16 protein-coding genes and 8 pseudogenes are annotated in these 24,898 nt (G+C 70.1%); 9 read left to right on the forward strand and 15 right to left on the reverse strand.

The features are described from left to right. The first annotated feature begins 14 nt into the window (after positions 1 to 14). A complete protein-coding gene (locus BN1555_RS00895) occupies positions 15 to 1,151 on the forward strand; it encodes a hypothetical protein (RefSeq protein ID WP_093797002.1) in 1,137 nt (378 codons plus the stop codon). Positions 1,152 to 1,559: 408 nt separating this feature from the next. Here the strand turns inward: BN1555_RS00895 and BN1555_RS00905 are convergent, their stop codons facing one another. Both BN1555_RS00905 and BN1555_RS00910 read right to left on the reverse strand, forming a co-directional pair. Further along, positions 1,560 to 3,038 (reverse strand): SulP family inorganic anion transporter, encoded by a 1,479-nt coding sequence (locus tag BN1555_RS00905; RefSeq protein ID WP_093803077.1) that lies wholly within the window; start codon positions 3,036 to 3,038, stop codon positions 1,560 to 1,562. A 14-nt stretch (positions 3,039 to 3,052) separates the two neighbouring features. Beyond that, on the reverse strand, positions 3,053 to 3,634 hold the full coding sequence (locus tag BN1555_RS00910; protein ID WP_093797004.1) for a carbonic anhydrase: 582 nt from the start codon (positions 3,632 to 3,634) through the stop codon (positions 3,053 to 3,055). Positions 3,635 to 4,728: 1,094 nt separating this feature from the next. Here BN1555_RS00910 and BN1555_RS00915 point away from each other — a divergent pair. Then, entirely contained in the window at positions 4,729 to 5,292 is a 564-nt protein-coding gene (locus BN1555_RS00915; RefSeq protein WP_093797006.1) for a hypothetical protein, read from the forward strand. On the opposite strand, the gene BN1555_RS00920 is transcribed toward BN1555_RS00915, so the two are convergent. The 4 genes from BN1555_RS00920 to BN1555_RS00935 form a co-directional block, all read right to left on the reverse strand. Continuing rightward, positions 5,252 to 6,295: a hemolysin family protein gene (locus BN1555_RS00920; RefSeq protein ID WP_093803078.1), complete on the reverse strand. Its 1,044-nt coding sequence runs from the start codon at positions 6,293 to 6,295 to the stop codon at positions 5,252 to 5,254. The two genes, BN1555_RS00915 and BN1555_RS00920, sit on opposite strands and share 41 nt — an antisense overlap. Next, a complete protein-coding gene (locus BN1555_RS00925; protein ID WP_093797008.1) occupies positions 6,273 to 7,625 on the reverse strand; it encodes a hemolysin family protein in 1,353 nt (450 codons plus the stop codon). Before BN1555_RS00925 ends, BN1555_RS00920 begins: the two co-directional genes overlap by 23 nt. A 157-nt stretch (positions 7,626 to 7,782) precedes the next feature. Next, the gene (locus BN1555_RS00930; RefSeq protein WP_093797010.1) at positions 7,783 to 8,796 is read right to left on the reverse strand and encodes a hemolysin family protein; all 1,014 of its coding nucleotides are present in this window, start codon (positions 8,794 to 8,796) and stop codon (positions 7,783 to 7,785) included. Then, positions 8,793 to 10,136, reverse strand: a complete 1,344-nt coding sequence (locus BN1555_RS00935; RefSeq protein ID WP_093797012.1) for a hemolysin family protein — start codon at positions 10,134 to 10,136, stop codon at positions 8,793 to 8,795. The genes BN1555_RS00930 and BN1555_RS00935 overlap by 4 nt, the downstream gene beginning before the upstream one ends. Positions 10,137 to 10,767: 631 nt before the next feature. Between BN1555_RS00935 and BN1555_RS39885 the strand changes: the two are divergent. Together BN1555_RS39885 and BN1555_RS39890 are read left to right on the forward strand one after the other, a co-directional pair. Then, positions 10,768 to 10,977, forward strand: a pseudogene (locus BN1555_RS39885) (GlsB/YeaQ/YmgE family stress response membrane protein); the annotation flags it as partial. A 226-nt stretch (positions 10,978 to 11,203) separates the two neighbouring features. Then, positions 11,204 to 11,419 (forward strand): annotated as a pseudogene (locus tag BN1555_RS39890) (TerD family protein); the annotation flags it as partial. Here the strand turns inward: BN1555_RS39890 and BN1555_RS39895 are convergent. Continuing rightward, complete coding sequence (locus tag BN1555_RS39895) at positions 11,412 to 11,834, reverse strand: transposase (RefSeq protein ID WP_369689023.1); 423 nt, start codon at positions 11,832 to 11,834, stop codon at positions 11,412 to 11,414. The pseudogene BN1555_RS39890 and the gene BN1555_RS39895 overlap by 8 nt on opposite strands. 561 nt (positions 11,835 to 12,395) lie before the next feature. On the opposite strand from BN1555_RS39895, the pseudogene BN1555_RS00955 reads away from it, so the two are divergent. Together BN1555_RS00955 and BN1555_RS00960 are read left to right on the forward strand one after the other, a co-directional pair. Continuing rightward, positions 12,396 to 13,251 (forward strand): annotated as a pseudogene (locus tag BN1555_RS00955) (alpha/beta fold hydrolase). A gap of 332 nt (positions 13,252 to 13,583) precedes the next feature. Next, positions 13,584 to 14,204: pseudogene (locus BN1555_RS00960) on the forward strand (HEAT repeat domain-containing protein); the annotation flags it as partial. A gap of 307 nt (positions 14,205 to 14,511) precedes the next feature. Here the strand turns inward: BN1555_RS00960 and BN1555_RS39900 are convergent. Further along, positions 14,512 to 14,667: pseudogene (locus BN1555_RS39900) on the reverse strand (IS5/IS1182 family transposase); the annotation flags it as partial. A 292-nt stretch (positions 14,668 to 14,959) separates the two neighbouring features. Then, a complete protein-coding gene (locus tag BN1555_RS00970) occupies positions 14,960 to 16,111 on the reverse strand; it encodes a hypothetical protein (protein WP_093797020.1) in 1,152 nt (383 codons plus the stop codon). Between the two features lie 118 nt (positions 16,112 to 16,229). Between BN1555_RS00970 and BN1555_RS00975 the strand changes: the two are divergent. Both BN1555_RS00975 and BN1555_RS00980 read left to right on the forward strand, forming a co-directional pair. Further along, positions 16,230 to 17,047 (forward strand): annotated as a pseudogene (locus tag BN1555_RS00975) (hypothetical protein). 215 nt (positions 17,048 to 17,262) lie between these two features. Continuing rightward, entirely contained in the window at positions 17,263 to 17,781 is a 519-nt protein-coding gene (locus BN1555_RS00980; protein ID WP_093797022.1) for an FG-GAP repeat protein, read from the forward strand. 96 nt (positions 17,782 to 17,877) lie between these two features. On the opposite strand, the pseudogene BN1555_RS39905 reads toward BN1555_RS00980, so the two are convergent. From BN1555_RS39905 to BN1555_RS00990, 3 genes and pseudogenes are all read right to left on the reverse strand, one after another. Then, positions 17,878 to 18,063, reverse strand: a pseudogene (locus BN1555_RS39905) (hypothetical protein); the annotation flags it as partial. 729 nt (positions 18,064 to 18,792) lie between these two features. Beyond that, complete coding sequence (locus BN1555_RS00985; protein WP_093797024.1) at positions 18,793 to 19,488, reverse strand: L,D-transpeptidase; 696 nt, start codon at positions 19,486 to 19,488, stop codon at positions 18,793 to 18,795. Between the two features lie 329 nt (positions 19,489 to 19,817). After that, positions 19,818 to 20,637: pseudogene (locus tag BN1555_RS00990) on the reverse strand (inositol monophosphatase). A 192-nt stretch (positions 20,638 to 20,829) separates the two neighbouring features. Here BN1555_RS00990 and BN1555_RS00995 point away from each other — a divergent pair. Beyond that, entirely contained in the window at positions 20,830 to 21,810 is a 981-nt protein-coding gene (locus BN1555_RS00995) for an alpha/beta fold hydrolase (protein ID WP_093797026.1), read from the forward strand. 269 nt (positions 21,811 to 22,079) lie between these two features. Here the strand turns inward: BN1555_RS00995 and BN1555_RS01000 are convergent, their stop codons facing one another. The 3 genes from BN1555_RS01000 to BN1555_RS01010 are packed head-to-tail and all read right to left on the reverse strand — an operon-like array spanning position 22,080 to position 24,587. Continuing rightward, the gene (locus BN1555_RS01000) at positions 22,080 to 23,231 is read right to left on the reverse strand and encodes an oxygenase MpaB family protein (RefSeq protein WP_093797028.1); all 1,152 of its coding nucleotides are present in this window, start codon (positions 23,229 to 23,231) and stop codon (positions 22,080 to 22,082) included. Positions 23,232 to 23,257: 26 nt separating this feature from the next. Beyond that, positions 23,258 to 24,310 (reverse strand): polyprenyl synthetase family protein, encoded by a 1,053-nt coding sequence (locus tag BN1555_RS01005; RefSeq protein WP_255305811.1) that lies wholly within the window; start codon positions 24,308 to 24,310, stop codon positions 23,258 to 23,260. Then, positions 24,303 to 24,587, reverse strand: coding sequence for a polyprenyl synthetase (locus tag BN1555_RS01010; protein WP_093797032.1), 285 nt, complete (start codon positions 24,585 to 24,587; stop codon positions 24,303 to 24,305). The genes BN1555_RS01005 and BN1555_RS01010 overlap by 8 nt, the downstream gene beginning before the upstream one ends. Between the last annotated feature and the right edge of the window lie 311 nt (positions 24,588 to 24,898).

Below are 24,898 nucleotides of genomic sequence, written 5' to 3' on the forward strand. Positions count from 1 at the left end.
GCAGAAGACGGGGCATGGCAACACGTAGAGGATTTCTGGGTACCGCGTCGGCCGTCGGGGCGGCAACGCTCTTCACTGGCCAGTCGGCCTCCACCGCCTCGGCGGCGACCGCGGGGACCACCGCGACCGACGAGAAAGCGGCACGCGACGCGATACGCGCCGTCAACGCGAAAATGCGCGCGAACTACGCCACCCTCAAGAGCGAACTGAAGACGCAGCTCAGTCCAGTCGTCGTCGTCTCGAACAACGCGGTCGGCGGACGCTTCACTCTCATCAACGGCGGTATACAGGTCGAGACCGTCGACCCGGTCCCGGCGTACTTCGAACTGGCCAAGTCGATCGCCCACGTTCCCCTGGGGATCTACTCGGTGATCGCCGCCTATCTCAGCGAGCAGGTCCCCAACATCCCCAACGCGGACCGCATCGACCCGCACGACCTGGCCATGGTCGTCACCAAGGCACCGGGCGACATCGGCTGGATCACCCCGCTGAACGACTTCAGGACCACGCTGCAGGCGGCACGAACCAAGCTCCCCACCGCGAACCTCCCTCTCGACCTCGAGAGTTCCTGCGACAAGATCCTCGGCGAGGGCGTCAAGTTCATCGACGCCTCCGTCGCGGCCAAGTCGTTCGACATGGTGTCGTTCAACCAGTTCGCCGCCACCGTCTACCCGTCCATCCGCGTCAACATGACCTTCGCCGCCACCGCGCAGATCACCGGCATCGAAGGACTCATGAAGCGGTGGCGCACGCTGATCGGCGAGAAGGCGTGGAGCGACCTCTACGTCACGGTGCTGTCGATCTGGACCACGGCCGAGCTGAACCAGGCGTCCATCATCATCCGCCGCACCATGAACCAGGCGAAGGTGGACACCCATCTGATCGACCTGCCGACCGTGGAGACCCCTTCGGACTCGATTGCCGTGGCCCTGGACAACCTGGCACGCATCGTCCAGGACAACGTCGCCGCCGAGATGGTCTTCAACACCGACCTCAAGGTCGCCGACGCCCTCAAGGGCAAGGAAGACCTGCTCTCCGACGAGATCCTCCAGCAGATCGGCGGGACGGCGCCCACCGCCAGGACCGCCGCCTTCGGTGCGGCGGCAGCGACCGGCGCCTGCCCGATCACCGGACACACCGCAGCGGTGTGATCACCGGGCATCCCCCGCTCCCGGCGCGGGGGATGCCCCTTCGGGGCGCTCTGCACCGCCCTTGCACTCGAACCACACCGTCCTGCCGCCCCCAGGGCCGGGCTGCACGCCCCACTTGTCCACCGCGCGCAGCAGCACCAGCCCCCGCCCGCCTTCGGTGTCGTCACACACCTTGCCGGCCACAACCGGAGGTCGTGGGCTGCCGTCCGCCTGCCGCAGCAGCATGCAACGGGCGGTTCGGGGCGTACCGTACGACGTTGGCCGACAGCTCGGTCACGCCCGGTTCCACGGCGTCGGCCGGCTCGGTGAGGTCTCCACTCGCTCAAGCACGAGCCGTTCGGCCGGTGGGCCGGGGCGAGCATGCGTCGGGGCGGCAATCCCTACGACGAGGTCCCTACGGCGAGACCCTCACGGCGTCGTGGCCCTCACCGGTTCCGCGGTCGTGACCCTCACCGGTTCGGTGTCGGGTGCGCTGTGCCGCTCGGCCCAGTTCTCCAGGGCTGTGCGGCAGGCGTGGTCGAGGTGGTGCAGTCCGGACAGGTCCACCTCGATCGGCCGGTCCTGCGGAAGGGCCTCCAGGCTGTCGAGTATTTTCGGCAGCCGCAGGAACGTCGCGTTGCCCGACAGGTACACCTGGATCGGCCCGGCGCCCTTGTCTATGACCTCTGTCTTCAGGTGCGACGCCTCCCAGGCGGTCTTGATCACCGCCAGGGCCAGACCGATGAGCATGCCCTCGAACATGTTCACGGCGACGATCGACACGGCCGTGACCACCAAAATCAACACCTCCCCCTTGTGATCCCGCCACAGCCCGGCGATCTGACGGAACGGGATCAGCTTCCAGCCCGCGTGCACCAGGATGCCCGCGAGTGCGGGCAGCGGGATCAGTGCCAGCACGGAGGGCAGCGCGGCGGCGAACAGCAGCAGCCACACGCCGTGCAGCACACGCGACGCCTTGGTCTTCGCGCCCGCGCTGACGTTGGCGGAGCTGCGCACGATCACCGCGGTCATCGGCAGCGCGCCGAGCAGACCGCACACCGCGTTGCCCCCGCCCTGGGCGATCATCTCCTTGTCGTACTGGGTGCGCGGACCGTCGTGCAGCCGGTCCACCGCGGCCGCACTGAACAGCGACTCGGCGGAGGCGATCAGCGCGAACGCGATGATCGTGCCCCAGATGGCAGGGCCGGCGAGCTCACCGAAGGCGTCGAGGCCGGGCGGCTGGATGACGCCGAGCAGCCCCTCCACCTCGACGGTGGCGACCGGCAGGCCGAAGGCCAGCGAGGTGACCGTGGCCAGTAATACCGCAGTGAGGGCGCCGGGCACGGCCTGCGCCTTCTTCGGCGTCTTCTTCCACAGCACGATGACGGCGATGGTGCCCGCGCCGATCGCGAGCGAGGCGAGCGCCTCGGTGCTGCCGAGCGCGTCGGCGAACACCCCGGGCAGGCCGACGATCTTGCCGATGCCGGTCTCCGGGGCTTTCATGCCTGCCGCCGCGTAGATCTGCCCTGCGATGATCACCAGGCCGATGCCGCAGAGCATGCCTTCGACGACGGAGACGGATATCGCCCGGAACCAGCGGCCGATCCGGAGGAAGCCCATGGCGAGCTGGAGCAGTCCGGCCATCAGTACGATCACGCCGAGCGTGGCTACTCCGAACTCGCTGACCGCTTCGAAGACCAGGACGGTCAGGCCCGCGGCCGGCCCCGAAACCTGAAGACTGCTGCCGGGCAGGAAGCCGGTGACCAGGCCGCCCACGATGCCGGTGACCAGGCCCAGCTCCGCGGGGACTCCGGAGGCGACCGCCACGCCGACGCACAGCGGCACGGCGACCAGGAAGACGACGATGGAGGCGGCGAAGTCCTGCCGCAGGTGAGGGAACTTCGACATCGCGGTCAGTCCCTTCACAGCGCCTCGAACGTGTCGGACTCCGCACGGTGTGCGTGTACGGCCCCGGTATGCACCTCGTAGTACCAGCCGTGCAGCTGGAGTCGGTCCGCCTGCAGGCGCTGCTCGACGCACGGGTAGGAGCGCAGCCGCAGCAGCTGTGTCAGGACGTGGTTCTGCACGGCCTCGGCGACCGTCGGGTCGGCGGGGTCGGAGCACTTGGGTTCGTCGGCGGCGTGCGTGAGCCAGTCACGCACGGCGGGTACGGCGCTCAGGTCGTCGCCGCGCACCAGCGCGCCGACGGCGCCGCAGTGGGAGTGACCGCAGACCACGATGTGCTGGACGCCGAGCACCTCGACGGCGTACTCGATGGTGGCCGCCTCGCTGGTGGGGTGCTCGGAGGCGTACGGCGGGACGATGTTGCCCGCGGTGCGCAGCTCGAAGAGCTGGCCGGGGCGGGCGCCGGTGATCAGGGCCGGGACCACCCGGGAGTCGGCGCAGGTGATGAACAGGACTTCTGGCGTCTGGCCTTGGGCGAGGCCGGCGAACTTCTCAGGGCGCTGCCCGAACGTGCGGGCGTTGTCGATGAGGGGTTGCATGTGTGGTGACTCCTCCTGGCGCGCCGTGGGGGCGCGTCGGACTACAGGACAGGTGGGGGCTCTGCTCTGCTGCTCAGCTGCGGAGCATCTGAAGTACCGCCGGAAAGTGGGCTGTCGGGGGTATCGACGTGCGGTGGTGTGCGGCGCGGGGTGTCGCCCCGGCTCGCCCGGCTTCGGGACCTTCCGCCTCAGGTGCGGGTGGTCGGGTGCGGAGGCTGCGGTGGTGCGATGCCGGTGCGCCGGGGACTGCTCGGGTCCCCGGGGTGGCCGGTGTCCCGACAGGTGACGCTCCCGTCGCGCAGCGCCTTCTCGGAGGGCTTGACTCCAGCCCGAACCTTGGCCAAAGCATGACGGGTTGTGTATGCAGGCGCAAAGGATGTGACGGGCACGAAAATTTGGCGACCGGCCAGGACGGCTGCGGGAATCGGCAACACGGTCCAAGACGTCGCACCTCGGGGCCCCCTTCCAGGCAGTTGGCAGCTTCTAGAACACGCCAAAGCTTGGTCAACGTTCGACCAAGAAACACAATAACCCTGCAAAATCATTTGCAGGGTCGGCTTTGCGTTCCGACACCGAAGAGAGTCTGAAAGTGTGTCGTGGGTGACGTGAATCGACCCTCGATGTACTGGAGCTCGTCTGCCTGGGGCCTGAGCACGTGCTCGACGGATCACTGGGCGTCTCCGGCAGGCGCCGCGAGCAGGAGATGGCCCGGATGCCCTCCTGGTTGTCGCAGGCCGGCACCTTCTGACAGGAAGTCCGGGCCCGGGGCTGAGGAACGCCCAGCGGCCGGACGCCGGCACCCGGTCGGCCCGAAGACTGCGTGCACGGCAACAGGCGCCGGCTCCCCGGCCACATGCACGTCGTCTTCCGGGGCGACGCCGACGACACTCGTCCGCGCGGGCCGGGGAGGCCGCTCCACAGCGCTCGCCGCACGGCGTCCGGGCAGACGCTGGACACCGTGCGCCCCGTGGCGGAGAGTCTGCGGGGCCGACCCTGCCGCACTGGGCCACGGCGAGCGCGGCGAGGAATACGTTCGTCGTACGCCCCGGCCACGGGTGAGAATGAGCGCCGCTTCCCCCTCGACCAGAAGGTTCATGCACAAGCGCCTGCCCGTGCTCGCCCTGTGCCTGACGCTGGCCTTCCTCGGCACCTCGGCGTGCGACGACTCCGGCGACAACCGCTCCCGCGTCCCGGCCCCCTCGGCATCTGCTGCCGACGCGCCCTCGGAAGCCTCCCGGGAAGGCACTCCGGCGGGCTCCTCCGAGGGCCCCGCCGGGCCGCGCCGGTTGACGGGCGTTCTGGCCGAGCTCTATCTCAAGACCATCCGGGACAACTATCCCGACATGACGAGCATCAGTGACGAAGCGCTGCTCATCCACGGCAACGCCTTCTGCGCCGCCCAGGGCGTGGCGCTCGCCGACCGGGCGAAGAAGACGATGAAGGAACTCGGCACTACCTCGAAGCAGACCGCCCAGATCATGATCAGCGCACACGGGTACTGCCGCTGGCTGTACTGCCCCGTAGCGTTGTCGGGTCCGAGGGCGGGGCGAATCCTCACCACACGCTCGACGGGGAAGCCCGGGGCACGAACCCCGGGCTTCCCCGCCACCGGACCGGTTACGGCACGCGCGTCGGTGCTCCCATCAGTCGGACGATGAGGTCGTCGAGGCTGATCAATCCGGTCAGCCGGCCCTCCGTGTCACGCACGACGGCGAGTGAAGCCCTGCGGTGCTGTAGCTGCTCGACCGCGTGGGCGACGGTGTGGCTCGGGGCCAGTTCCGGAACGGGGCGGGCCAGTTCACGGGCCGTCGGGGTCCTGCCCTGGGCACGGGCGACCAGGGCATCGCGGGCGTGCACCGAGCCGAGGACTGTTTCGCCGTCTCTTACGAGCAGCCGGGTGTGGTTGGCCGCGGTCGCGGTGGCCAGGATCGTTTCGGTGCCGGCGTCGGCTTCGACGTAACTGATCTGTGCGGCGGGTACCTGGAGTCGCGCCACCGGGGCCTGCGGTTCGCTCAGGGAGCGGGTGATCAGGCCGGAGTCGGTCTCACTGATCAGGCCGAGGCGCTCGGACTCCTCGACGAGGTGGGTGAGCTGCTCGCGGTTGTGTACGGAGGCGAGTTCGTCGCGCGGGGTGACGCGGCACAGCCGTACGAGCGCGTTGCTGACCTTGTTGAGCATCCAGATCAGCGGGCGTACGAGACGGATCAGGGCCCGGAACGGCGGGGTGAGCAGCATGGCGGAGCGCTCGGGGTGGGCGATGGCCCAGGACTTGGGCGCCATCTCACCCAGCACCATGTGCAGAAAGACGACCACGGTCATGGCTACGGCGAAGGCGATCCCGTAGCTCAGCCCGCTGGGCAGGCCGAGCTTCTCCAGGAGCGGGTCGAGCTCGTGGGAGATGGCGGGCTTGGAGATCGAGCCCAGGCCCAGGGTGCAGATGGTGATGCCGAGCTGGGCGCCGGCGAGCATCAGGGACAGCTCGCGCATCCCCGCGAGAGCCGACTTGGCGCCGCGCCGGCCCTGGGCGGCGGCGCGTTCCATGCGGTGGCGCTTGGCGGCGACCAGGGCGAATTCGGCCGCGACGAAGAAACCGCTGCCGATCAGCAGGAGGAGGGTGATGAAGAGGGCCAGGGGAAGCTCATCGGGTCGTCGGCTCCTCATCGGCCGGAGCGGCATGCGCATCCGCGTCCGGGGTGGTGTCCGGCAGGCGCTCCAGACGGATGCGGTCGGGGACGTGGCGGTCGAGGGTGCGGACCTCGATGAGGACGGTGCCGACGGTGAGGCGGTCTCCGATGGCCGGGAAGCGGCCGAGCCGGTCCACGATCAGGCCGGCGGCGGTGTCGTAGTCCTCTTCTTCGGGGAGTTCGATGCCGGTGGCTTCGGCGATCTCGTCCAGGCGGCGGCCGGCGTCGACCAGCCACCCGTTTCCGTCGGCGGCCGCGATCTCGACCACCTGGTCGGACTCGTCGGTGATCTCGCCGACCAGCTCCTCGGCGATGTCCTCGAAGGTGACGATCCCGGCGAAGCCGCCGTGCTCGTCCAGGACGACCGCGAATTCCTGCTTGTGCTCCTGCATCTGCTCGACGGCGCCGGGCAGCGGCAGCGTGTCGGGCAGCAGCAGCGGGCGCCGGGCCAGCTCACCGGCGGTGATGCGCTCGAAGCGGGCGGCCGGCAGCCGCATCAGTTCGCGTACGCCGATGACGCCCTTGATGTCGTCGTGGCGCTCGCCCGTGACCGGGTAGTTGGAGTGGCCGTGCTTGGCGATCAGCCGCACGACTTCGGTCGCGGGCGCGCCGGCGCGTACGTACGCGACATCGACGCTCGGCACCATGACCTCGTCCAGGGTGCGCTCGGAGAATTCCAGGGCGTGGTCCAGGAGCTCGGCGTTGGCGCGGGGCAGCTGGCCCTGTTCGTGGGACTCGCCGATCAGATGGCTGAGCTCCTCCAGGGTCGCGCCGTGGTGCAGCTCCTCGACCGGCTCGATGCCGACCCTGCGCAGCAGCTTGTTGGCCGCGGCGTCGAAGAGGTGGACTACCGGGCCGACGACCTTGAGGTACGCCAGGGTGGAGGCCGACAGCGATTTGGCGAGCCGCTCGGGAACGGCCAGCGCGAGGTTCTTGGGGGCCAGCTCACCCAGCACCATCTGCACGACGGTGGCCATCACGAAGGCGAGCGTCACCGAGACGGCGGAGACCGCGCCCTCGGGGAGGCCGGTGCCGGTCAGCGCGGGCCGCAGCAGCGCGGAGACGGACGGTTCGGCGAGGAAGCCGACGACCAGGCCGGTCACGGTGATGCCCAGCTGGGCGCCCGAGAGCATGAAGGAGAGCCGTTCGAGTACCTTCACGGCGCGCGCCGCGCGTTTGTCACCCGCTTCGGCCTCACGGGCGAGCGCAAGCCGGTCGGCGGCGACGTACGCGAATTCCTGCGCGACGAAGTATCCGGTGCCTGCCGTCAGGACGAGGACGGCCAGCAGGCCGAGTACGGCGTTCATCGGACACCCCGGGGACTGGGCCCCGGACCGTCGGGGTCCGTCGGACTGGCGGACAAGACGTGCTCCTTCAAAGGGTGTGGACGAGGACTAAGGGTCGGTGGGGACCGGAGTCCCCCGGCCCGAGTATCAGTGGATCTGTGACGGGTCGCGCGGCCCGTCAGGCGGCCGGGCCGACCAGTTCTTCCAGTACGTCTTCCATGGTGACGAAGCCGAGGACCGTGCCCTTGTCTCCGGTGACCGCCGCGAGGTGGCTGCCGGCGGCCCGCAGCGCGGTGAGGGTGTCGTCCAGCGGCGTGTCGATCCTGACGCGGGTCACCGCGTGCAGGGCCGTGCGGGGGAAGGGCTTGTCCCGGTCGACGATGCCCAGGGTGTCCTTGATGTGGAGGTAGCCCAGGACGGCGCCGGTGGGACCGGTGACGGGGAAGCGGGAGAACCCGGCCGCAGCGGCGGTGCGCTCCAGCTGGGCCGGGGTGATCGTGTGGTCGACGGTGATCATCCTCGGCGCGGGGACGAAGATCTCGCCGACCGGCCGTGTGCCCAGCTCCAGTGCGTCGCGCAGCCGCTCGCTGTCCGCCTCGGAGAGCAGGCCGGCGTCGCTGGAGTCGCGGACCATACGGGCGAGCTCGTCGTCGGTGAAGACGGACGCGACCTCGTCCCTCGGTTCGACCCTCAGCAGCTTCAGCAGGGTGTTGGCGAAGGCGTTGATGGAGAAGATGACCGGCCGCAGGGCGCGGGTGAGGGCGACCAGCGGCGGTCCGAGCAGCAGCGCGGTCTTCACCGGGGCGGCGAGCGCGATGTTCTTGGGCACCATCTCGCCGATCAGCATGTGCAGATACGTCGCCAGGGTCAGCGCGATCACGAAGGCGATCGGGTGGACCAGACCGTGCGGGACGTGGGCCGCTTCGAAGCCGGGCTCCAGCAGGTGGGCGATCGCGGGCTCGGCGACCGCGCCCAGGACCAGCGAGGAGACGGTGATGCCGAGCTGGGCCGTGGCCATCATCGCGGAGATGTGCTGCAACCCCCACAGGGTGAGGCGGGCGCGCTTGTGGCCCGCGCGGGCCTGCGGCTCGATCTGGCTGCGGCGTACGGAGACCAGGGAGAACTCGGCGCCGACGAAGAAGGCGTTGGTCAACAGCGTCAGGGCGCCGATGGCCAGCTGGAGGACGGTCATCGGGCCATCTCCTTGGCACCCTGCTGCGGGACGGCCACGGATTCGGGTTCGGTGATGTGCACGCGGTCCGCCCGGTGGTGCTCGACGTCGAGGACGTCCAGCCGCCAGCCGTCGATGACGACCGTGTCGCCCTCGACGGGGATGCGCGCGAGACGGGTGGCGATCAGTCCGGCCACGGTCTCGTACGGCCCCTCGGGGGCGGTCAGGCCGATGCGGGCGAGTTCGTCGATCCGTACGCCGCCGTCGGCCTCCCAGCCGGCGCGGCCGTCCGCGGTGGGCGGGGCGGGCAGCAGGTCGGGGACCTCGGCCGGGTCGTGCTCGTCGCGGACCTCGCCGACGACTTCCTCGACGATGTCCTCCACGGTCGCGACGCCGGCCGTGCCGCCGTACTCGTCGACGACCACCGCCATCGTGCGGTGCGCACGCATCCGCTCCAGCAGGCGGTCGGCGGGCAGGGAGTCGGGGACCAGCAGCGGCGGCGTCGCCAGCTCGGTGACCGGCGTGACCGGTCGCTTGTCGGGGTCGAGGGCGAGTACGTCGCGGATGTGGACGGTGCCGATGACCTCGTCCAGGCCGTCGCGGTAGACCGGAAAGCGGGAGAGCCCGGTGGCGTACGTCAGATTCGCCGCGTCGGCCGCGGTGGCGTGGGCCTCCAGCGCGCGCACGTCGACGCGCGGGGTCATGACGTTCTGGGCGGTCAGCTCACTCAGGTGCAGCGTGCGTACGAACAGCTCGGCGGAGTCGGCCTCGATCGCGCCCTCGGCGGCCGAGTGCCGGGCCAGCGAGGCCAGCTCGGCCGGGGTGCGGACGGAGGCCAGCTCCTCGGCAGGCTCCAGGCCGAAGCGTCGTACGAACCGGTTCGCGGTGCTGTTCAGGTGGTGGATGAAGGGTCCGAAGGCGGCGGTGAAACCGCGCTGCGGGCCGGCCACCACCTTGGCGACGGCCAGCGGACGGGAGATCGCCCAGTTCTTGGGCACCAGCTCGCCGACGACCATCAGCACGACGGTGGAGACCACGACGCCCAGGACCGTGGCCACCGACGACGCGGCCGCGCCGAGCCCCATGGCTTCGAGCGGACCGCGCAGCAGGGCCGCGAGCGACGGCTCGGCGAGCATGCCGATCACCAGTGAGGTGACGGTGATGCCGAGCTGGGCGCCGGACAGCTGGAACGTCAGCTTGCGGACCGCCTTGAGCGCGCTCTCGGCGCCCCGCTCTTCCGCCTCGGCGGCCCGCTCCAGCTCGCCGCGTTCGACGGTGGTCAGCGAGAACTCGGCCGCGACGAACAGCGCACAGGCGAGGGTGAGGGCAAGGGCGAGAAGCAGCAGGAGCACTTCGGTCACCGTGCCACCCCCGCTTCCTGGCTCAGATGGTGCGCGCAGGCGGTGGCACGGTTCGTACTGGGAGGCTCACCCATGACGGGTCGCTCACTCCTTCTCTGCATCGGTCCGACGAAACTGCTGGGGCCAGTGTCCCCAACCCCATGGTAAAGAGATAGTAAATCCCAATGCCGGACGGGTCCACATCTGAGCCGTTCCCGCGCCTCCTGAGTCTCACACCCTCCGCCCGCGCCGCCGGGACGAGCCGCCGGGCCGGTCTCCATGCTGTCCAGGGGCCTGTGGGCTGCGGCGAGCCGCCGCAGGGCCTCTGCCGGGCCGTCCGCCCAGGGCTGCCGCCCGGGCACGGGCACTCCCGTTCCTTCTCCGGCTCCGCGCTTCCTCCGGTGAATCGATCGCAACCCCGGCAGGGAGCGCGGAAGAAGCCCTTGGGGCGGTCGGCGAGGGCGGCTGCCCGCAGCAGCACCTCGGCGGTGGAGGCGACGGCGAGGAGGAGATGCTCCGCCGCCTCGAGGGCGGCGTGCCATCGCGGTACGGCGCCGCTGTACGTCTCGGTGCCCGGCACGCGCTCTGAGCCGAGGCGGCCCCCGATCACCACGTACAGGCGAAGAAGAAGCCGGCCGAGGCCCGCGCCGTCATCCGGACCGGCATCGTCATCGGCGTGCCGGGACGGCTCTTCCTCCCGGGCCGGCAGCACATCGGCGTCCTGTGGACGATCCTCGTCGGTACCGCCGCGGCCTTCGTGGGCGCCGCGATCGCGGCTGCCCCGGGTGTCGCGGACTCCACGGGCATCGACTGGATCGAATCGCTGAGCCAGGTCGCTCCCGCCGCCGGAGGAGCTGCCGCCCCCCGAACGCGTCAAGTCCCGGCGCTGACACCCCCCACGGGGTGTGAAGGACACGGTGGGCCTGTGGCACTCAGCCGCAGGCCCACCGGCGTTCCCCGTGCCAGTCGGTCAGCGTCAGCGGATGCCGTTGAAGTCCGCACCCACGACGAGGGTGACGGCGCCGGCCACCGCGCTCGCGTCCTGCTTCGCCGTGACACCGGGCAGCCGGGATCCGCATCCCGGCCACAGTTTCGGACAGGCCCGCACCGCCTTCGTCCGCGTCGTCAACCAGCACGGTGGCACCGAACCCGCCCACTGCGGCCTGAGCGAGGACGCCGTCTCCGAGACCGCCATGATCTTCGGCGACCTCTATCGCAACGGCACGGAGGGGAAGTTCCGCGTGGTGGGCCAGGGCTACGCCGGCGGACTGACCGGCATTGCCAACGACTTCGGCGTCAACGTCCTGCACCTGTGCGAACGGGGTGCGGGCGAGACCCGCACCCCGAGCCCGGCTCGTCCACCACAGCCGACGTCGAGGACGCCGGGCCCGGGGATGCCGCAGGCGGTGCGGCGGACAGTCTTGCCCAAGTCCGCCTTCGGCGAGGTGGGGTCCCAGGTCCCGGGCAGGAACAGCCGCCAGTTGACCGCCGTCGGGACATGACCGGACGCCAGGTGCAGTGAAACCCCACCCGGCAGTCGGTGACCTCGCCCGGGGCGCGGGTGTACTGCCGGGACACGCACCCCGAGCTGTTGCCGTCCTTGAGGAACCCGGTGTCATCGAAGACCAGCGCACTCGGCCGGATCGCCACTTCCGCCTTCCGGACCGGCCGGGCCCGCACATGCGCCGGATCCCACGGGCTGGTTCCGACCAACGGCACAGCCGCTCGTCCGGACAGGCCACCAGAGACCGAACCTGACCAAGCCCTGCTAGAAGCCGTCCACGGCCAGTTCGGTGATGCCTGCGTAGAGCCGGCTCCACAACATGCCGCCGGGCGTGTTCGGGAGGAACAGGCCCAGTTGCCGTCAGGTCCTTCGTGGGGAAGTGGCCCCGCGAACCCGGGGGGAGTGGGTTCGCGGGGCCGTTTTGGCCTCAGACGGCGGGGGCTCCGTCCGGGCCGGGGGGGGACCGTTGGTCCTGGTGCCCCGCGGGCGCGAACTCATGCACGGATGCGTGCGCTGCGGCGAGGGGTTTCCTCGCCGGCTCGGCGAAGCGGTATGCCCTGTGTCGTCGAACCTTGATTATCGCCATCGAACCGTGGTGATCTTAGGTTTGTGCCACCAAAATCCGAGTGGCACGGGGTGCCCGTGTGCCGGGGGTGGCGTGGGGAAGCTCGCGGGTGCGGCTGTCGGGGCGTTTGGCCATGGCTCCTTCGAAGGCAGCGTCCGGATGCGACGCGCGTGCCGCCGATGCCGCAGGACGTCAGAAAGTGAGTAGACAGATGCAACCGACGTTCGTACTGGTTCACGGAGCCTTTTCGAACTCCTTCTCCTTCGCGCCGCTCCAGGCCGAACTCGGCCTCCTCGGGCACCGTTCGGTCGCCGTCGACCTGCCCGGCCACGGTTTCGAGGCGACCTACACGCGCGCCTACCAGGCGCCACAAGATCTCGAAGGCCTCGCCACTGCACCCGGCTCGATCAAGGGCGTCACGCTCGCCGACAATGCCGCGCACCTGATCGGAATCCTCGAAAGGGCCAAGCAGAACGGGCCGGTGATCCTCGTCTCCCACAGCCGCGGCGGCATGACGGCCACCGCGGCAGCCAACGTACGGCCGGATCTGATCGACCGCATCGTCTACGTCTCGGCTTGGTGCCCTGTCGATCTCGACGTGAACGACTACTACGCCGAGCCGGAGATGGCCACGGTTGACGCCGCTTCCCTGGGGCTGGCGCTGGCCGGGAACCCGGCCGAACTCGGCCTGCTGCGCGTCAACTTCCGCACCGCGAACCCGGACGCCCTCGCGGCCTTCAAGGCGGCCTTCCTCGCCGACGGCACCGACGAGGAGTTCCTGACCTTCCTGAACACCTTCCAGCCCGACGAGAACCTGGACGCCGGTACCTCCGCCGACCGGGCACAGGCCGAGACCTGGGGCCGCATCCCGAAGACCTACGTCCGCTTGGCCGGCGACACGAGCCTGCCGCTCGCCATACAGGACCGCCTGATCCGCGAGGGCAACGTGCTGACGCCGGACAACCCGTACCGACGTCCGCACCCTTGAGGGCAGCCACCTGAAGTGGCTGGTCCACCCGGCACCAGCGGCCCGGGTCCTGGGCGAACTCGCAGCACTGGCGGGATAGCCGGGAGTCCGCCGCCCCAGCCTCCAGGAGCAAGGCCGGCAGCCTCGCGCAGTGGGTGCGTCGGGAGGACGCCAACCGGCCGGCGCCAAAAACACCGTCAGAAAATTACGGTCGGCGGCGAGGGCGAGGCAATGGTCGTGAGGCGGGCACGTGAGTCTCGAGCACCGAATCGAGGCGTGAAGAGCTCACTGACGACCGGCTCGCCTCCCTTGCCGAATCGGGCGTCGACCGGGTGGGAGCAGCACCGGCGCCGGGCCCAGGCCGGCTCCGGCCCGGCGCACGGGCAAAGGGCGTGCAGGGTGCCGGTGGCGGCCGGGTAGCTGCAAACGCAGCCAGGAACGACCGCGCTCGCCGAGTGCCTGCGGGACACCGCGCCGCAGGTCCGGGCCGCCGCGCTCGACGTGCTGCGCGCACTGCGGCTGGGCGACGCCGGGGTGCACACCGCCGCGCTCGCCGACACCGACATCGAGGTCCGCATCACCGCCGTCCGGGCCCTGGTATCGGTGGACGCGGTCACGGAACTCTCGGTGGCCGCCGCCGACCCGGCCCGCGAGGTCCGGGTCGCGGTGGCACGCGGCCTCGCGGCTGTGCACGCTCCGGTCCCGGCACCGCTCGACCCGCTGCTGGACGACGCCGACTCGCTCGTCCGGGGCGCCGCGCTGGCCACCACCGGCCGCCCTCCCCGCTACGCCGCGTCGGCCGAGGACGCCCTCGACGATCCCGCCTGGCAGGTCCGGGCCGGCGCCGCGACCGCCCTCCGGGCGGCGCCGCCCGCCCAGGCCGTCCCCGCTCCCGCCAAGGCCCTGACCGATCCCCGCGCGGATGTCCGCAAGGCCGCCGTCCTCTTCCTCCTCCCCCACCACGCCGACGCCGAAGCCCGCACCGCCCTCGCAACGGCCACCACCGATCCCGACGCCGACATCCGCGCCTACGCGTCCCGCGCGGCCTCCTGACCACCGCGCCGACGGCGACCGCCGACGCCACTTCCACCACGCGGGTCAGGGCATGCGGAGCCCGGCCCAGCGGCCACGGGGGCTATACCGGATCCGACGCCCGGCTCATGCCGGCAGCGGAAGCGAATCCGGCACCGGCACTCCCCACACCCCGGGCGTCCCGACGGATGGGGCCGTGGGACACACGCCGGTCAGCCCCGCTCGGCGCGGGGCTTCACATACCCTGCGCCTTGCGGACCTTGCGTATCTCGAAGCCCGTCGCGCCTCTTGAGCCGGGGGCGACGACCACCAGGCCCTGTTTCTCGGCTCATGTGCGGAGCCGGATCGCGAGGGCTGCGAGGGTGACGGTCCCGAAGTAGATGTGGGCACCTTTCTCGCAGCGGGTGGCGACGGCCCGGAAGCCTTTGAGGCGGTTGACGACTCGTTCGACGGTGTTGCGTTTCTTGTAGCGCTCGCGGTCGAAGCCGGTGGGCCGGCCGCTTCGGGAACCTCGGCTCTGCCGGTGTCTGCGCCGGCCGAGACGTTCGGGGATGGTGTGGCCGGATTCCGCGTCGCCGCAGGTAACGACAGCTCCTCCGGGCCGTGTGGGCCATGCCCGCCAGGACATGGCCCACAGGACCTTCGCGCACAGGTTCCGGGACCCGCGCCGGACAAGGGCCGCCTTCAGGCCGGCCGAAGCCTCCGTCGTCCCCTTGTGCGGCAAACCGCTCCGCGGGAGGCCCTGGAGCGGGCCGGAGGAACGACGTCGGCGCACCCTACTTGTTCGGGTCCCGGAAACGGCCGAATGCCTTCGTGAGGGCGTTCAGCGGTGAGCCGCCCGCCTTGACCGCATCCGGTGAGGGCGGCCGGGGTACACCGTCGCCACCGGTCGCCTCGGCCAGCGCGGCATGCGCCGCCTCGGCCGCCTCCCGGTAGAGGTCACAGGACTTCGTCATGGCGTCGAGCGCCTCGGCGTACTTGACGGCCATGCCCTGGGCATGTTCCAGCTCCTCGTCCGGGGTCAGCAGGTGCCAGCCTCGGCGCAGCCGCGTCAGGGCCCGCTCGGCTTCGTCGGACAGCGGCCGAGGCAGCGCGGCGAACTCCTTGATGACGTCGAGGAGTTCCGTCGGTTCCGAGCCGTCCAGGAAGACGGTTCGCACCGTGAAACGCTCCGCGTCGTAATCCGGGCTCCGCGGCTCCGCGGGCAGGACGACGGCGCCACCGCGCGGCATCCGCACGTTCAACTCCCGTTTCATCGCGAAGTCGGCGATCTGCGCCTGTTCCGGTGTGCCCCGGTGCTCGACCACCCGGTGCCGCAGGCTCGGCGGCAGGAACGTGGAGACCGGCTGCTGCCCCCTCGCGTCCGGCGTCATCGCCTCGTGCACCACGACATGGACGAACCAGCTCTTACGGGAGCAGTCCCGCAACAGGTGGCGCAGCTCGTCGTCGTCCTTCGGCAGGTGGTTCGCCGCCCGCAGGCGTACGCCCGGCACCGTGTCGTGGTCCCAGGCAACCCGCCCGCTGTCGGGCCAGAACATAGTGGCGGGCGAGGGCCACCGCGGGTCCCACGTCAGCTCCGCCTCGGCGGCGAGGACCCAGGTGACGCCCTCGTTCTCCTTGCGGCGGGTCTCGGAGTCGTACGTGGTCAACTGCGCACGCACCGTGACGCCGTCGGCCACGCGCCAGCGGGCCTCGAAGAGGCGACGGGCCGACGGACCGGGGTCGGCGGACTCGTCCCGCGGGTGCAGGACGGTGGAGCGGGCGGCCTCGACGGGGTCGAGGTCCAGGAAGTCGTCGAGCACCCCGGCCGCCTTGAGGGCGATCAGGTTGCGCCGGACGTCCTGCTCGGGCTCGGGCCCGAGGTGGCGCCCGCGTCCCAGCCACGCGGTGTCGGGGGCGATGGTCGAAGAGCTGCTGTTCTTGGCCATGGAATCGTTCTGTGGAGGATCGGGGCCCGACCAGTATGACCCTAGGTCGCGTATCGAGTCGTGATCAGTTCTGGGATCCGTCCTCGCTGCGAGGGCGGATCCCAGCAGCTCGCAGCGCATGACGCGTGCGCGACTGACGGACGGGGGCTGGGAATACGTCGGGCCGTACTCGCCGATCCGCGTGTACGGCCCGTATCCCGAGCGGCTGCGGCAGCAGTTCCAGGGCGTGACCCGGCGGTTTCGGACAAGCGGGCAGTGACGGGAGATGCCGGCGGAGTCCGGTGTCTGGCCGACCGTGCACAACCGCTTCCGGAAGTGGGGGGCGCCGGCGTTTTCGAAGCTCCGCCGAGGGGGTGATGGCGCAGGCCGTGCGGCGAGGGCAAGGGGGTTTGTCCCTGGTCAGCGTGGACTCCACCACCGCCCGGGTCCACCACGACGCCGCTGGGATGCACCTGGCTCCGGACCTGCTCGCCGCCTTGGAGAAGGATGCGGTCGAGGAAGAGAAGGCCCGGTGAAAAGGGGCACGCCGGAAGGACAAGACGGACAGGGCACCGGACCCGCCCCCGCAGGGGAGAGCGACGTCGCGTCCGGCGCCGTCCCCGCGCCCGGCCGGGTGCGGTCGCCGCAGACAAGGCTTGCTCGTCCCGTGGCAACCGTGCCTATCTGCGCAAGCGCCAGATCAGGGCAGTCGTCCCGGAGAAGAAGGACCAGGCTGCCAACCGGAGGAAGAAGGGCGGCAAGGACGGGCGGCCCGTCGGGCACGACGGCGACCTCCACCGAGGAGAGGAACACCGCCGAGCGCCTGTCCAACAGGCCGAAGGCCCGGCGGGGCATCGCCACCCGCTATGACCATCCTCCCGGGAGAGCCACCTCGTCGGACTCCGTCTCCGTGCCTCCATGATCTGGATCAAGAACCTCGCACGAACCAGTCATTGATCACGACTTGATGCGCACCCTAGGCCCTGACGCGCCGAACAGAGATCGAAGTGGTGCGGCATCTCGTGCAACCTTTCGAGTCTGCCGCAGGTCCTGTGTTCACTGTGCGCCATGCGCCCCGGCGCGTGAACCGGCCCGGGGCGAGTGCCTGCTCGCCTCATCGATCACCGGAGGATGCCGGTCCGGTGTCCTTTCCTGCAGCAGGAGAATTCGCCTTGCAACAACACCTGCGTACCGTCCTCGCGACGGCCGTCGCGGCTGCCCTGACGGGCGGGCTGCTCACCATGGCCGCAGGCCCCGTCTCGGCGGCGCCGTCCGAACTCGCCGACGACTTCAACGGTGACGGGTACCGCGACCCGGCCGTCGGCATGTCCGAGAAGACGATCAACGGCCACAAGCGTGCCGGGGCCGTCCTGATCACCTTCGGGTCTTCCGCCTGGCTGACGAGCAAGCGGGTCTACGTCAGCCAGAACACTTCCGGAGTCCCCGGGGCAGCCGAGACGGACGACTTCTTCGGCTCCGAGGTCCGTCTTGCCGACTTCAACCGCAACGGCAAAGCGGACCTCGCGGTCTCCGCACCGTACGAGAACCCCTACAACAACGCCGGCAGCGGAGCCATCCGGCAGCTCCACGGCACGAGTAATGGGCTGGCGGCCAACGGCGCGGACGTCCTCAACCCGGGGGACTACGGCATCGCGGCAGGTTCCGGCCTCGGCGACGTCCTCAACGACTGACGAACCGCAAAGCCGCGGTCGCCCACGGCCCGGATCGGTCGCACAGGTCAGCGCCCCCTGTCCCGCGCCGCCGCCCCGGCCGCACTGCGCGGCGGCCTACACGCTCCCCAGCGGGGACCAGGCGCGAGAATCACACCATAGAGAGACGATTCTGCAGGCGAGTTGGAGCGGGCCGAGGTGGAGGCCAGCGCGTATCTCGTAGCGGATCCGGAGCCGTTTGAACTGCTGGAACCGGGCGAAGGTCCGTCCGGCGACCCAACGGGTCCCGCTCAGGCCGGAACCATCGAGTCGCACTTCGTGCGTTCAGCCGTCCACGGCGTCGCCTGCCCGGAGAAGGGATCGAGGGGCCTGAGGCCGGCCGGCATCGTGAAGGCGACCGCCTCGGCCGGCGCCACCCTACGGCGCGGATGCCCCGGAACCGGTACGGGGACGTGCTCGGGCATCAGAGGCGGGGCGCATCTGCCAGGCGGCGGTCACGCCCGGTCCGGGACACCATCAACGTCGGCCTCACCTGGCCTGCTTGTACATCCCCATCCACCGGCCGCGGCGGAAGGGGTGGCGATCGGCCTGCTGCACGGCCGTCCCCATCGAGGCGCGGGCGTGAGCGAAGAACAGCGGTGAGCGGAGGTGGCCCGCCGTCTCCTGCAGGTTGCGGTTGTTCCAGGCAGGACCGGTCTCGCGGGCAATGGCCGGCGTACGCGCGTCGGAGCCGTACCGGACGATACCGAAGCCGTGTTCGTCGGCGGTCCCGGCACCCGCCCGCGAGTGCGGGCTCCGGCCGATCAGACAGTGGGCGGGCTTGCACGGAATGCCGCCGAGCGGGACAGGGGTTCCGGAGTGGGCGCGCCATCGGCACGTCGGAGCCCCCTTTCCCGCTCGGCGTCCTGCGACAGCGGCATGCCCCTGCGGACACCCCGCCCAATACGGGCAAAAAAGGCGAAACGGTCGATAAAAGCGACCGCCGCGTCACCATGACCGAAAGGAGCGTTCCACCACTGCGCGTGAGGCGGCTCAGGTGCCGGGCTTGCGGCCGTAGACGAAGACGTCGTCGCCCTTGCGGAGCATGCTCCAGTACTTCGAAGCGTCGGTTTTGGTCATGTTGACGCACCCGTGCGAGCCGGGCGGGGCCCAGACGCTGATGCCGGCCGAGTGGAACGCCTGACCACCGTCGAAGAACTGGCTGTACGGCATCGGCACGTGGTACAGGCTGGAGACGTGGTCGATGTTGCGCCAGTAGACCTTCTTCAGGCCGGTGCGGGTCTCGTACCCGTTGCGTCCGGTGCGCACCGGGACCGGTCCGTACGCCAGCTCCTTGCCGTCCTGGACCCAGCTGAGCTGGAGCGTCAGGTCGACGCAGGCGATACGGCCCTTGTTCGTCGGGCACCTGCCCGCCCTGTTCGGGTTCTTCCCCACGGCCTTCTGCCGGTTCATCAGGTCCATGACGCCCCAGGTGATCGGACCAGCCAGTCCGGCATTGGGGCTGATGGAGTGCTTTGTCTGAAATGCCTTGATCGCCTTGCAGTCGGCGGCCGACTGCCTTCCGTCCACCGGGCGTCCGAGGAACTTCTCGACCTGCTTCTGGTAGGCCCCGGTCTGCGTGGTGCACGACGCGGCCTGGGCCGGCGTACTCCCCACGGCTGCAGTGAGCGGGGCCATCAGCGCGGTAATTCCGGCTGCGACGACTCCTCGTCGGGTTATGTTCCTCACCGTTGTCCCTTCCTCATGCGCACGTGATTCACGTTTTGCTTAATAGACGGCGGGCGGGAGACGAGAGTTGTACGGAGGAAAGCGACAGTTACGTAACTACGCCCGTACCCGCCGGGCGGTGAATGCCGTCTTCTTCGCGACCGGGTGTGCCTTCGCCGACTGGGCCGCGCGGGTACCGGTCGTCCGGGAGGGACTGGGTTGTCCCCTCCCCGGCCGGCCCTGCGGCAACCGTTGCCGGATCCGCAGGGAGAAGGGCGTCCGCTGGGGCGGCAGGCCCCTCCACGTCGCAGTCCGACCCAGCCCGGCCCAGCCCGGCGAACTCCGTGCGGTCACAGCACTATGGGGTCACAGCACTGGCTTCGGCTGCGCATCATCGACATCAGCAGCCCGTGGGTTTCGTCGGCGGCGGCCACAAGCCCACGCCCTGCCTCATCAAGCGGGGCACCGTCGATCCCGGTGACAACGCAGCCGGCGGCCCGGCACAAAGCGATGCCGGTCGCGAAGTGCACGCTGCTGGAGAGGTCTCCGCCATCGGTGACATACGCGGCGCGCCTGCCGGCAGCGACCCAGCCAGCGCCAGCGTCGTGGACACGACCCGAGGCCGGAAACGTTCGACGAAACCAGGGTGGGCCGGCAGATCCACGGCCCGGAATCCGGGCGCACCCGGGAACGGCGGATCCAGGTTGACGTCCACCAGTCGAGTAGCGGGCGAGGGCGTCAGCAGTGCGTCCTCGGCCCCGCCACACCGTACCCGGGCGACCGTCCCGTCAGTGACGAAAACCTCGCCACTGAGCGGATCGACCACCGCCGCCGCCCCATACGCAGCGCCACGTTGACGGCCACCAGCATGGTACCGACGGCGCAGTTCAGTGTGCCGCACAGGGGATGCACCAGCCACTGACGCAGAGCTCCGGCGGCGCCCTGCTGCCCGCCTTCCTCCCCGAGTACCGCGTCATCAGGCCGTGCGGTGCGGATGGCGTCGAGGATCGCCTTCTCGGCCTCCACATCGGCGGCGGTGGCGAAGTCCCCGGCGCCCTTGTCGATCCGGTCGAGCCGCCGGCCGTACATGTCGCGGACCACGTCCGCGCCGGCCCGCACCCCGGTTATCGCGACTGCAGCATCGTCGGAACTCACATATGAGTGGATCACGCCGTGCAGACTGTCGATGGGAGGCAGGCCGGAAGGAGACAGCGGGCAAGAACGAAGACGAGGTGGCACGGGCGGTAGCCCGGGGCCCGGCTCAGCACGAAGCGACTCCGACAGCTGGGTGACCCCTATGCCGGTCCTGCCTTGCTCGAAGCTCCGAAGAACGAGCGGACCCGAGACGCCGGAGGAGAACGTATGCCGCACCATGCAGCGGAGATCACACATCGGTTGGTTTCCTCGCCGGGAGGCCGGATTCATCTCGCGGAGCAGGGAACCGGACCGCTGGTGCTGCTCGTACACGGCTTCCCGGAATCCTGGTACTCCTGGCGCCATCAGCTGCCGGCCCTCGCGGCGGCGGGATACCGCGCGGTCGCCGTTGATGTCCGCGGCTACGGCCGCTCCTCCAAGCCGGCCGCGACGGATGCGTACCGGATGCTCGATCTGGTGGAGGACAACGTCGCGGTGGTGCACGCCCTGGGCGAGGAGTCGGCGACGGTCGTCGGCCACGACTGGGGCGCGGCCATCGCCGCGAACTCAGCCCTCCTCAGACCGGAGGTCTTCCGGGCGGTGGGGCTGCTGAGCGTCCCCTACACCCCGCGCGGCGGGCCCCGTCCCAGCGAGGTCTTCGCCCGGATGGGCGGGGACGAGGAGTTCTACGTCTCGTACTTCCAGGAACCGGGCCGCGCTGAGGCCGAGATCGAACCCGATGTACGGAGCTGGCTCGCGGGCTTCTACGCCGCCCTGTCCGCCGACACGATGCCCGCACCCGGTGCTCCCGATCCGCACTTCGTCACCGGGGCCGGGACGCTGCGCGACCGGTTCCCCTCCGGCAGGCTGCCCGCCTGGCTCAGCGAGAGGGACCTCGACGTCTACGCCGAGGAATTCGAACGCACCGGCTTTACCGGAGCGCTCAACCGCTACCGGAACATGGACCGCGACTGGGAGGACCTCGCCGACTTCGACGGCGCTCCCCTCACTCAGCCGTCCCTGTTCATCGGCGGCGGCCTGGACGCTTCCACGGCCTGGCTCGCCGACGCGATCGAGGCGTACCCGGTCACGCTGCCGGGGCTGGTCTCCTCCCACATCCTCGACGGCTGCGGCCACTGGATCCAGCAAGAACGTCCCGCCGAAGTCAGCCGTCTCCTGACCGACTGGATTGCCGCCCTGCCGGCCTGACACACTCGCGCGCCGCCCAGTGCTGTCGCACCACGGGAACATCCGCGCCGCCCGAGAAGACTTCCGGGGAACGGCCGAAATGATCCTCTGGCTGCAAGCCGCCGCAAAACCGATGGTCGGCCGCTCCGCCGGGGAACGACACCGCTGCGGCTTCGCGTCGGGCTGGAGCGTCCGGGCGTACGAGGACTCGCTCACCGCCTTCCGCGGAACTCCGGCGCCCCGGCGACGATGTGCGGCAGACCTCCCGCCCCGGCTCCTGACCGGCCTCCCTACCCGCTGATGGTTGCCGGGGGCGGAGTCCAGCGGCTTTTGGGCGGGATGGTGCTGCTGACTCCGAAGTCGTTCTTGAGCTGCTCGGGAATGGCGTAGTGCATGACGCGGCCGCGGGTGAGAGAGCTGAGTTCGAAGAGGGTGGTGAAGTGGCCCAGACGGTCCAGGGCCCAGGCTCCGAGTGGGGAGTTGTCCTCGACCGTCTCGAAGACATTGAGCAGGGCGGGGGCGGCTTTGACCGCCGTGTCCCAGGGGGTGCGGGGTACTTGGAGCCAGTCGGCGCAGGTGTCGCCGATGAGGGCGCCGACGACGGGGTCGAAGAAGGTACCGGGGACGACTTCCTCGTAGAGGTCGATGAGCTGGCGGGTGAGCTGGGCGCCCTCCTCGGACGGGCCCATGTGCCGGGTCATGTACAGGTCGGAGAACTCCCGGGCTGCCCTGAGGTCCTTGGGCACGTGGTTCTGGTCGACGCCGAGCATGGCGCCTACGACCCGCCAGGCGTAGTAGTAGGCGTCGGCGCCTTCGGTGCTCATGTGGATGCCCAGGCGGTGCAGGGCGTCCAGGACCTGGATGGAGAACATCATCTGCCCGCCGATCATGTCCTCCTGACAGATCGGTGTACCGAGGCCGGCGATGTCCCAGTGGTCCTCGCGCCTGAGATGGTGGCGGATGGAGGCGTGCAGCAGGCGGACCTTCTGGGCGGCCGGGATGAAGCGGCTGCCGGCCTCGAACGCGTCGGGCTGCATGAGATAGACGGTGAACTGCCCGGTCTCCGCCATCCGTTTGGACGGGTACTTCAGTGAATGGGTGGCCGACAGCAGCTTCGCCACGTGCGGCAGGACGTAGCAGGCGGGCATGGAGGCGAAGGACAGGGCGGTGGAGATGTGCACGTTGTTGTCGATGAAGAACAGCCGGGCCCTTTCCATCTCACTCCAGTCCACCCAGGCGGGCGGCGTGCTGGTCTCGTGCAGGTACTGGTGGGCCACGTCCGGCAGGCCCTCGGGCAGTTCCTGGCCGACGGTGGAGACGTACCGCATGAGGGTGTTGAACTTGCCCACCTCGCCGCGCTCGAGCAGTGTCGCCACGGTCGCGTCGGCCAGTTCGTCGCCGGCCGGCCGCAGGGCGTCCATGGATGCTTGGGTGTAGGTCATCGGTGCTGCTCCCGGGGGTGCGGCGGTCAGTGGTGGCGAGCGGCGGCGAATGTCGCCAGGCCGGACAGGGCGTGGTGGGCTTCGGCGGTCAGGCCGGCGTCGGCCAGAGCCTCGCGGGCTGCACGCAGCCGGGCGGTGATCATGTCTTCGACGCGGGTGACGGCTCCGGTGCGGCGAGCGATCTCCCGTACCCGCTCCACCTGCCGCTCGCTCGGTTTTCCCTGTCCCAGCAGGTGGTGGAGTTCGCGGCGCTCCCCCGGGGCGGCGGACCGCAGGGTGTGGGCCATCAGGGCGGTGGGCCGGTTGCCGATCAGGTCGTCGGCCGGGTTCTTTCCGGTTCGTGCGGGGTCGCCGAACAGGCCCAACAGGTCATCGCGCAGCTGGAACGCCTCGCCCAGCGGCAGGCCGTAGTCGCTGTACGCTTCGAGCAGCCGCGGCGGGGCGCCGGCCAGGAGGCCGCCGATGTGCAGGGGGTGTTCGACGGTGTACTTGGCGGTCTTGTAGCGGACGACTTTCACCGAGGCGTCCGGGTCCGGCTCGGCGCCGGTGCGCAGGATCTCCAGGCACTCCCCCGCCACCAGCTCACGGGCCAGCACCCCCCACAGTGGCCGGGCTCTGTTCAGATAGGCCCCGGGCAGGCCGCAGGTGGTGAACAGCTGGCCGGCCAGCGACATCAGCAGGTTGCCTGTCAGCATGGCCAGGGCCCGGGCACCGGCTTTCGGCCGCGCATGATCGGTGAGCGCCTCGCGCAGGGCGATGTGCGCGGTGGGGCGGCCGTGTCGGGTACGGCTGCGGTCGATCAGGTCGTCGTGGACGACGGCGGCCGCGTGGACCAGCTCAATCGCGCCGGCGGCGCGTACCAGCGCCTCGCTGTCGGGCTGGCCGGCCCCGCGCCAGCCCCAGTAGCAAAACGCCGCCCGGAGTCGTTTCCCGTGCTCCGTCGCCGCATGCATCTGCTCGGCGACCATCCCCAGAGAGGCGTCGATGTCGGCCAGCGCCTGCGCTTCCGCGGTGACGAACTCGTCGAGGACTTGGTCGACGCGGCTTTTCAGCAAGGCGTGCTCGTCCAGTTCACTCACTGCCGCTCTCCGTCTGGATGCGAGTGGTGACGGTACGGGCGAGGACCTCCAGGTGAGCCGGCGGCGTGGCCGCATACCGGTCCAGGACCAGGCGGCCGCGCGCCTTGGTCTCCTCCCGGCCGTCAGCCAACAGCTCGCCGAGGTCGGCGCGGCGCAGCAGACCGCTGACACCGCCCAACGCGCTGCTCAGACCGCAGACCGCCAGATCGGCCAGCCCCGCCGCCAGAGCAACGGCGTCCCCGGCCAGACCTGGCCCGCGGCCGTCGTGATGTGTCACGGCATGTCCCCCTGCAAGGCAGTGTTTTCCCCGGCTCCGGCCGTTCGGCAAAGAGCGAGTTCAGACGGTGTTCGGCACAATGCGCTTCGAGTGTGACCGTCGATCACCTCTCCGTGGGACCCATATGCACTATCGAGTGATCTTTCTATAAAGAACCCCGTCCTTGGTACGCGGTTGAGACCATGCGGCACCTCACGGGTCAGGGCGGTGCCCAGCGCCTGCCCCTTCAGGCGCGCGGCAGTTCTCCGGGGAGGAACGCCCTCCGTCCGCCGGAATCCGACCACTGGCCAACTCCCTTACCGCCGTGGCTG

The sequence above is a fragment of the Streptomyces sp. Wb2n-11 genome (assembly GCF_001049855.1).
In the GTDB taxonomy this organism is placed as follows: Bacteria; Actinomycetota; Actinomycetes; order Streptomycetales; family Streptomycetaceae; genus Streptomyces; species Streptomyces altiplanensis.